General features: G+C 47.3%; 3 protein-coding genes, 1 tRNA gene and 1 pseudogene. All 5 read left to right on the top strand.

Annotated elements, in window-relative coordinates; all coding sequences use genetic code 11:
* Positions 1 to 33 precede the first annotated feature (33 nt).
* Positions 34 to 110: transfer RNA gene (locus IY568_RS24155), tRNA-Asn, on the top strand.
* A 202-nt stretch (positions 111 to 312) separates the two neighbouring features.
* On the top strand, positions 313 to 2,256 hold the full coding sequence (locus IY568_RS24150) for an EAL domain-containing protein (RefSeq protein WP_194868939.1): 1,944 nt from the start codon (positions 313 to 315) through the stop codon (positions 2,254 to 2,256).
* A 172-nt stretch (positions 2,257 to 2,428) separates the two neighbouring features.
* Positions 2,429 to 3,010, top strand: coding sequence for an electron transport complex subunit RsxA (gene rsxA / locus IY568_RS24145; protein WP_049865909.1), 582 nt, complete (start codon positions 2,429 to 2,431; stop codon positions 3,008 to 3,010).
* Between the two features lies 1 nt (position 3,011).
* A complete protein-coding gene (gene rsxB / locus IY568_RS24140) occupies positions 3,012 to 3,569 on the top strand; it encodes an electron transport complex subunit RsxB (RefSeq protein ID WP_010386489.1) in 558 nt (185 codons plus the stop codon).
* Between the two features lie 9 nt (positions 3,570 to 3,578).
* Positions 3,579 to 5,630, top strand: a pseudogene (gene rsxC, locus IY568_RS24135) (electron transport complex subunit RsxC); the annotation flags it as partial.
* Positions 5,631 to 5,756 lie beyond the last annotated feature (126 nt).

Raw genomic sequence — 5,756 nt, 5'->3', positions numbered from 1 at the left:
AGGGGGAGCCATTTAGAGTAAATTCATATTTGTTCCCCCTTAGCTCAGTTGGTTAGAGCGACGGACTGTTAATCCGCAGGTCCCCCGTTCGAGTCGGGGAGGGGGAGCCAACCTACTTCACTCCTACATTTTCTTTTTTCACCTTTTATTTCCTTGTATATCTTTTGGCAATTGTTCGAATATATTAGACTTTTTCCAATGAATGCTCTACCCTACAGGCATTCTAGGCGGCTATTTCACTCCTCAAAAAGCTGCTGATGCAAGTCAGTCGACGAATGGAATTTAATCCCAATTTCAGGTAGATGAATAACAATGGCAGGTTTTAAAAAACTCATATTTCTCCAGCTCATTTCCTGGATTGTTTTTTCTGCGCTTGGTAGCTTCTTGATCGCAAGCAGCTTTGATAATGCCGTCAGCAGAGCCCAGCAAAATGCACAGAGCATGGTGAGTAATTACATCCAGGAAAAAACCATGGCGGATGTCACGCCTGAGCACATACGCTTATCTTTGGGTAGTGGCAACGTATTTTCTTCTTTTATTGTCCGCGACTTTGCCGGGCAAACCGTTTTGAACATCAATACTCAAGATGAAATGCCTGTATTGGCGGGTATCATCGCAGATACGATGAACTCCATCCGGCCGCAATTTGCAGTCAATAAGAGTAAAGACATAAAAATAGAGTTTTTGATCAACGTAGAGAGTCAAGCTGAACTGCTACAGCAAGCATTGATTTTTATGATCATCATCTCAGCACTGATGGCCTTTTTCCCTATCTTTTATATGAAGACCATTTATCGCAAGCTAAATCGCAATGTTAGCATGACGGTTGCCGATGCAGTGGATATCTACATCACACAAAACCAAGTGTCTGAAAGCATAGATCAGGATTTCAATACCAATAAAGTGGCTGATCTGGGCGCTGAGCTGGCCCCCTCATTCAACCGACTTGCCCACTTTCTTAAAAGCAAACAGGAAGACATTAAGTCGGCTGCTCAGTCAATAAAGCAAGAAGCTTATAAAGATGTGGTGACCGGTCTTGGCAACCGTAATATGTTTGTTGAATATTACGAACACCAGATTGAGTCTGCCACTGATAAAAGCTTTGGTTCACTTGCCATGGTTCGTTGTAGCGAATTGCAAATGATTAACCAGACCCGGGGGTATCAAAAAGGCGATCTATATATCAAAGGGATTGCTGACATCGTTAAGCACGTTAGTGGTACTTATACGGGCAGTCAGGTGTTCCGTCTCAACAGCTCCGACTTTGCCGTTATCTTACCGAATATTCCGTCAAAAGAAGCAGAACGATTTGGTGAAACCCTGCAAGCCAGATTCACTCAATATCAGCAAAACCAAGAGCTAAGTTCGGTTGCCAACACAGGTATTGTGCCTTACGAATCAGGTAAGCCATTAGGCGAGTTGCTATCTGTTGTGGATAACGCCATGAGTATGGCACAGAGCAAGCAAGCCAATGCCTGGCACCTGCAACGAGAAACAGACCTGGTTAATAATGTCGGCGCCGGATTTGGTAACCAGAACTGGCGACGTGTTATCCGTGAAGTCATTGAAAGCCGTCGGGTTATGCTGATGATGCAAAACATCATGCCGATCGGAAAAAATGTTAAAGCCTATGCTGAAATTCAGGCCCGATTTAAAACCGAAGACGGACAAATGCTGCCAACGGCTTCTTTCCTGGCAATGGCCGAAAAATTGGAAATGGCAGTAGAGATTGATCAGCTTATCATTGATACCTCAATCGAGATGATTAAATCCCGTAATTTCAATGAAAAGTTCTTTGGTATTAATGTCACAGCGTCCAGCGCCCACAGTGATCAGTTTGTTATCTGGCTTGAACGCCGTCTGCTAAAAGAGGCTAATCTGGCGTCGAAACTCATCTTTGAAGTCAGTGAATTCGGTTTGCAACAAAACATAAAAGCCAGTAAGCGCTTTATTGATATGGTACACCGGGTTGGCGCCCGTATTACAGTTGAGCGTTTCGGTGTTGGACTCACCTCCTTTAAGTTCTTCCGCGATCTGAAACCAGACTTTATCAAGATGGATGCAAGCTACACTCGTGGCCTTGAAGAAGATAAAAACAACCAATACTTCATGCGTCTGATGGTCGACCTTGCCCACCGAATTGGTGTCAGTGTGTTTGCAGAAGGGGTCGAAAGTCAGGAAGAAAAGCACATCGTTGAGACCTTATGCCTGGATGGCGTTCAGGGTTACTACATCGAAAAGCCAAAAGAAATTTAATACTCTGATGACAATAGGGCAAGCCTATTGCCCTATTGTCAACTTTAATAGCCATTTTTAACAAACTTTCCCCCTTAACACCTGGCTAAATACTGTGATCTCCGGCCCGAAATTGTTAGAATTCTCAGTCTATTCTGGTTCTCTGTAAATTCATTCACACTAAGGGGCAAGCATGACAGAGTATATTCTGTTGCTTATTGGCACAGTGTTGGTAAATAACTTTGTATTGGTGCAATTCCTCGGTTTGTGCCCATTTATGGGTGTGTCGGGCAAACTTGAAACAGCCATCGGCATGTCACTTGCGACCACCTTTGTACTGACATTGGCATCCGTCACCAGTTATTTAGTTAATCAGTACATTTTGCTTCCCCTGGATCTCACTTTTCTGCGCACGATGAGCTTTATTTTGGTGATTGCTGTGGTTGTGCAATTCACAGAGATGGTCGTACGCAAGACCAGCCCAACCTTATATCGGCTACTCGGTATATTTTTACCTCTGATCACCACCAACTGTGCGGTGTTAGGGGTCGCACTACTTAACATCAAAAATGACCACACTTTTATCGGTTCGGCGGTGTATGGCTTTGGTGCTGCTGTAGGCTTTTCATTAGTGCTGGTTTTATTTGCCGCATTGCGAGAACGTCTCGCTGTAGCAGATGTGCCTACGCCGTTTAAGGGCGCATCCATCGCGATGATCACAGCCGGACTGATGTCACTGGCCTTTATGGGTTTTTCTGGATTGGTGAAGTTCTGAGATGACACTGTTTTTTTACGCACTTATCGCCATCGGTGCTCTGGCGCTGGTATTTGGCCTTATCCTCGGCTACGCAGCCGTAAAATATCGAGTTGAAAGCAACCCCATTGTTGATCAGGTTGATGCCATCTTGCCACAAACACAATGTGGTCAATGTGGCTATCCGGGTTGTCGCCCTTATGCAGAAGCTATTGCGAATGGCGATGATGTCAATAAGTGCCCGCCAGGCGGTGAAGCAACGGTTAAAAAGCTCGCTGATTTAATGGGCGTTGAAGCTAAACCGCTTGCAGGTGGTGAAGAAGCCGAACCCATTAAAAAGGTCGCCTATATTCGCGAAGATGAATGCATTGGCTGCACTAAGTGTATCCAGGCCTGCCCAGTTGATGCCATTGTTGGCGCAACCCGCCAGATGCACACCGTCATTGCCGATGAGTGTACTGGCTGCGACCTGTGTGTTGACCCCTGCCCTGTCGATTGTATTGATATGATCCCGGTGGCACAAACCGTACAAACCTGGAAATGGCAAATTGATGCTATTCCTGTAAAGCAAATCGACTAAGAGGTTTAAGTGGAAACTTTACTTGAACAAATTGAACACGGTAAATTGTGGCAATTTCCCGGTGGCATTCATCCGCCGGAGCAAAAATCTGTGTCAAATCAGGCGAGTATTGGTCGTATTCCCCTGCCCGACTATCTGGTGCTACCTCTGAAACAACACATAGGTGCCAATGGCCAGTTACTGGTCAATAAAGGAGATACCGTACTTAAAGGCCAGGCATTAACCCGCCCGGGTGCAAACTGGTCATTACCGGTGCATGCCCCGACGTCCGGTGTGATCAGTGATATTAAACCAATGCCTTCAGCGCACCCTTCTGCGCTACCAGAGCTAAGTATCGTCCTCACCCCAGATGGCGAGGACTGCTGGTGTGAGCTTAACCCGGTGGCAGACTATACGCAGTTAGACAATCAGACCTTAATCGACATTATTCACCATGCCGGTATTGCCGGAATGGGTGGTGCAGGTTTCCCAACCTATGTAAAAGCCGACAGCGCCAAGCATAAACCCATCGAGTTTTTAGTGGTCAATGGCGTGGAATGTGAGCCGTATATCACCGCCGATGATCTGTTGATGCGCGAACATGCCGAGCAAATTGTGCAGGGTATCGAGATTATGCAGCATCTGCTTAATCCAGAATATGTTTTGGTCGGTATCGAAACTAATAAACCCGAAGCCATCGAGGCAATGACAGCTGCCGCAGCACACAACAGTAAGATTCTCATCCGTAGTCTGCCTGTTAAATATCCTTCAGGTGGTGAAAAGCAGTTAATACAAGTACTTACCTCGAAGGAGGTCCCCAGTGGCGGGATCCCAGCTGATGTCGGTGTTCTGGTGCAGAATGTCGGCACTTTGTTTGCTGTCAGCGAAGCCGTGTCTAAAGGAAAACCTCTGATTGAGCGTGTTGTGACCGTGACTGGCAACACCATCCAGACTCCGCAAAATGTCTGGGCCTTGCTGGGCACTGAGATTAAGCACTTACTTACTTGTCAAGGCTTTGAACCCGTAACTGAGCAACGCGTCATCATGGGTGGGCCTATGATGGGCTTTACTTTACCAACGGTACGGATCCCAGTGGTAAAAACCACCAACTGTATTCTGGCCCCGGATAATCAGGAGCTTGCCGTTGCAGGCCCCGAGCAAGCTTGTATTCGCTGTAGTGCTTGTGCTGACGCTTGTCCACAAACGCTGCTGCCACAACAGCTGCAGTGGTTTGCCAAAGGTAAAGAGTACGACAAACTCGAAGAGCACAACCTGTTTGACTGCATTGAATGTGGCGCCTGTGCCTATGTCTGTCCAAGTGAAATTCCACTGGTACAATATTATCGGGTTGCCAAAGCCGAGATCCGTGAACAGAAGCTCGAAAAAGTTAAAGCTGAACGGGCTAAAGAACGCTTTGAAGCACGTAAAGAGCGACTGGAACGCGATCAGGAAGAACGCCAAAATCGTCACAAACGGCCAGCACGCAGCACCCCTCGAAATACCGAGCAACAAGACAAAGTCAGTGCAGCAATGGAACGCGTTAAACAGAAAAAAGACAGTCAGTCGGCAGTGCAGGCCGCCATCGAACGAGCTAAGGCCAAAAAAGCCGCCGATGGCACATTGGAACCAGATAATTCAGAGGTCGCGCTGGAGCGCGCTAAGCGAAAAGAAAAAGCGCGTCAGTATAAAGCAGAAAAAGACGCCCAGGCTTCACCTGAAATGCATGCGGGTGGAGAAGGATCACGCAAAGATGCCGTTGCTGCCGCAATAGCACGCGCCAAGGCCAAAAAAGCGGCCCAACAAAGTGATACAGCTGAACCGAAAACAGCAACCGACGACCCGCGTAAAGCAGCTGTCGCTGCCGCAATAGCTCGTGCTAAAGCCAAAAAAGCGGCGCAACAGGATGATCAACCAGCGCAACAACAAAGCGACGAGGCAGACAGCGATCCGCGCAAAGCCGCTGTTGCAGCTGCCATTGCCCGTGCTAAGGCTAAGAAAGCCGCCAAAGATGCCGAGCAACAAACAGACGCAGAGCCTGCAGAGACTGACGCTGCACCGGAAGATCCTCGCAAGGCCGCTGTTCTGCAGCACTCAATTCATATATACGATGCATTTTCAGGAGGTGAGCGTGTTACTGCATGAACAAATAGCACACTTGTGCGAATCATTTAAGCTCAGCTCAACCGCTGCTCACTGGTCGCTATTAGC

Source organism: Pseudoalteromonas sp. PPB1 (genome assembly GCF_015356275.1).
Taxonomy (GTDB): domain Bacteria; phylum Pseudomonadota; class Gammaproteobacteria; order Enterobacterales; family Alteromonadaceae; genus Pseudoalteromonas; species Pseudoalteromonas rubra_D.
This window is presented reverse-complemented; position numbering and strand designations above follow the sequence as displayed.